Origin of the sequence: Stackebrandtia sp., assembly GCF_035643755.1 — a bacterium.
Taxonomy (GTDB): domain Bacteria; phylum Actinomycetota; class Actinomycetes; order Mycobacteriales; family Micromonosporaceae; genus Stackebrandtia.
Genome location: NZ_DASQPW010000006.1, coordinates 1 through 3541, shown reverse-complemented (window position 1 = coordinate 3541; position 3541 = coordinate 1). Strand labels below are relative to the sequence as shown.

Sequence of the window (3541 nt, the reverse complement as noted above, 5' to 3'; positions counted from 1 at the left end):
GTTCGCGATGGCCCGCTCGGCGGCGCCGTCGTCGGCGGCCACCAGGTCGGCCGCGGCGTCGTCGTCCAGGCGCCCCGCCAGCTCGCGGCGCAGCAGCGCCCGCAATCCCGCCGAACCCTGCAACAGCGGCAACAGGGTCCGCAGCCCCTCGGTGCTGCCCAGCAGCCGCTCGGCCTCGAACCCGCTGCCCATCCGCTCGGTGGCCACCTCGGCCACCCGCTCCAGCACCAGCCTGATCTGCCCGGGGAGTTCGGCGTCCGCGGTACTCACCGACGCCCCCTCTGCGGGCACGGTGCCGCGGCCGACGAGGAGCGCCGATGCCGTCTCGCCGCGGGTCGGGTGCGAGGTCCGGGCGGGGGAGTCCTTTGCGGGCACGGTGCCGCGGCCGACGGGGAGCGGCCGACGCCACCTCGCCACGGGCCGGATGCGAGGCACCGGGGCTGGTCCGGGCGGGGGAGTCCTTGCTCGATGGCGCTCAACTCACGCCTCCTGGCGGGGCTCGACATGGACCACGCGGGAGGCGGCGGCGACGCTGATCTCGGGGCCGAGGGACGGCAGCGGGGTCACCGCGAGGGACATGGCGCGCAGCGCCATGCCGTAGACGATGGGATGTGGGCAGGAGGGGCCCTCGATCTCGGACTCGATGCGGCGGAGGTTTTCGCGGCAGCGGTCGCGGAACTTGGCCACCGTGTTGTACTTCCACTGGGTGGAGCGGTCGGCGGCGTGGGCCTCGGCGATCGCGGCGGCGATGGTCTCGGCGTCGGTGGCGATCTGGAGGACCTCGTCGTAGGTGTCCATCAGGGTCTTGCGGGCGCCCGCCACGATCCGGGTGCGGCCCGCGCCGAACTCGGCGGCCACGGTGTCGTCCACCGCGCGGGCGGCGCCGAGGCGGCGGCATTCGGCGGCGGCCGACAGGATGTCCTTCATGGGGCTGCCGTCGGCGATCGCGTCCACCAGGCCGCGGAGCCTTCCCTTGGGGGCCAACCACTTGCGGTACACCTTGGTGGCCTTGTCGTACTTCAGGGTGCGGGTGTCGGCGGAGTCGCGGATCTGCTGGGCGCGCACGGAGGTCTGCTGCCAGCGGTCCATCAGGTTGGTGAGGGCGCTCAGGTCGGGGTCGTACAGGCCGATTCCGCCCAGGGCGAGCTCGTTGATGGCGGCGCGGAACTCCAGCAGGTGGGGCATGCCCTCCAGGCCGGGGACGTCGCCCGACAGCAGATCCACGGCGCCGCAGGCGTTGTCGATCAGGGCCATGGGCAGGGCGGCGGACGCCGCGAACTGGTGCGCCTGCTGATCGAGGGCGAGCTGGTCCCTGTCCAGAAGCGCCATCATGTCGGCGTACGCCTCGGCCAGCGGCCCGCCCGGGTGGCGGGCGGCCATGGCGACGGCGACCATGCGCACCGCGGTGTTGCGCGGCTGGTCGTCCAGGAGCGCCGATTCGTCGGCGTCGTCCGCGGCGTCGGCGTCGTCGGACTCCTCGTCCGCCTCGACGTCGGTATCGTCCGAAGTGGATGATCGGGGCTGCGGCACGGCGGGACGGGAGCCGTCGACGCCGCTCCGGGTGCCCGCGACGGCGGCCAGCTGGGCGCCCGCCTCGCCGTCCAGCAGCGAGTCCAGATCGGACAGATCATCGGTGGACGGGAGCTCGGCGGCCCGCTCGGGCTCGGTGGCGTCCTCGGTGCCCGCCACCTCGTCCGCGGGGCTCTTGTCCCCGTCGATCTCCACGGGCGGCAACCGCCGCAGCGCGGCGGCCACCTCGGCGACCGTGCGCGGCACCTCGCCGAGGCGCTCCTTGAGCTCGGGGTGGGACAGGATGATGGTCAGCGCGCGATCGATCTCGCCGCGATTGGCGGGCACGTTGGCCCGCAGCACCCGGCTCAGCAGCTTCGACATGTTGAGCAGCCGAATCGACACCCCCATCAGGGCCCACATGTCGTCCAGTTCGGGCGGCAGGCCCCGCGTCAGCTGCTCGGTGACGCGCTGGGTGACGTTGACCGCCGCCGCCCACTCGGCGACGTCGGGCAGCGCGGGCTGCTCCTGGCCGCCGGGCACGTCGTCGGCGAGGTCGGCGGGCTCGGGCACCGGCTCCGGTTCGGGCGCCTTGGCGGGCCGCGGCGCGGGCGGTGAGGGTTCGGCGTCGGCTTCGGGCCGCGGTTGCAGGTCGTCCCGCCCCCGCTGGGCCTGCTCGAGCTCGGCCCGCCGCATCTGCGAGTCCTCGAACAGCATCGACTTCAGTTCCACCGCGGTGGACGGCAGTCGGCGGTCGGGGCGTCCCGCCAGGTAGCGGCTCAGCGGGTTGGACGGCGTCAGGCGGTCGATGGCCGCCTGCGGCATCGCGGGGAACTCACCGCGCAGGTGCTCGTAGCGCTCGGCCAGGTCGGGGTAGCTGGCGGCCAGGTACGCGCCCGCCAGGCAGGCGTGCGAGCACTTCAGCCCGATCACGACCGCCAGGGTCAGGTCCTCGAACGACTCGTCGGCCCAGCGGTGCCAGGCGCGCAGCCCCTGGAATGTAGATTCACTGTGGACGATCAGCGGGAGCGCCAGGTCCACCAGCCGCAGCCGCAGCCCCGTGACCTGCGGCTTTCCGATCGTGGCGTCGTTGAACAGCACCGCGGCGGGGGCCAGCATGGCGCCGAGCAGATTGCTCTCGGCGGGCTTGTCCTCGGCCCGCAGCAGCCCCAGCACCTGTCCCGAGGCCCGCAGGCTCACCTTCGACAGCGGCACGTTGCGCGGTTCGAACAACGCCTTGCGCGCCTTGGGTTCCATGCGTTGCAGGACCTGCCGGATCGTCTCCGGCTCCATGTCCTCCAGCAGCTTGCGCGCCAGGGCGTTGACGTCCAGCGCCTCGGCCAGCCTGTCGCCGTCCGGCCAGCCCGCCGGGGTCGGGGCCTTGCCCGCGGTGTGTTGTTTCGCCGAGCGCCGTTTCGCACGGGCTCCACGCGACCCCGAACTGCGCATCAACCCGCCTTTCCGAGCTTATTGTCCGTACCGTCGCCCGCCACGGCCACAAGGATCCGCACGGACTGGCCATGTGACGAGGCAGGACCTCTCACCGGAACTATTGGTGCCATGTCATGACAGAACAGGAAACTTCGACAATGGCACTCAGTGATTCAGACCAGTAAGAAGCCGTCCATGACAATACCGGTGCCTGATCGGAACCATTCTGGTTGTGTGCCCTGTCGTTCTCATCATGGTCGCGCGACGGCGGCATGATGTGGGACACAATATCTCGCAAGTCCATATCTCTTGGTACATATGTTCGTTGTTGGCGGCGTGAAGGTCGTGGTGCGCGTCAAACTCACGCCGACTCCGGACCAGGCGGCGGTGCTTGAGTCGACGCTTCACACGCTGAACACGCACGCCAATGAGGTGTCCCGGATCGCGTTCAACACCAGCACGTTCAGGAACTTCACGCTGAGGAAGAAGACTTACGCTCAGATACGGGCGGAGGGTGTTGGATCGCAGGCCGCGCAACACGTCATCAAGAAAGTCGCCGACGCGTACACCGTTCTGAAGTCGAATGCCCGGGCGGGGAACC

2 protein-coding genes and 1 pseudogene are annotated in these 3541 nt (G+C 70.9%); 1 reads left to right on the top strand and 2 read right to left on the bottom strand.

Annotation, left to right across the window (positions count from 1 at the left end; all coding sequences use genetic code 11):
* A partial coding sequence (locus VE172_RS00365; protein ID WP_324795529.1) for a hypothetical protein occupies positions 1–270 on the bottom strand: 270 nt, incomplete at its 3' end.
* A 210-nt stretch (positions 271–480) separates the two neighbouring features.
* The gene (locus VE172_RS00360) at positions 481–2958 is read right to left on the bottom strand and encodes a hypothetical protein (protein ID WP_324795526.1); all 2478 of its coding nucleotides are present in this window, start codon (positions 2956–2958) and stop codon (positions 481–483) included.
* Positions 2959–3258: 300 nt separating this feature from the next.
* Between VE172_RS00360 and VE172_RS00355 the strand changes: the two are divergent.
* Positions 3259–3541, top strand: a pseudogene (locus VE172_RS00355) (RNA-guided endonuclease TnpB family protein); the annotation flags it as partial.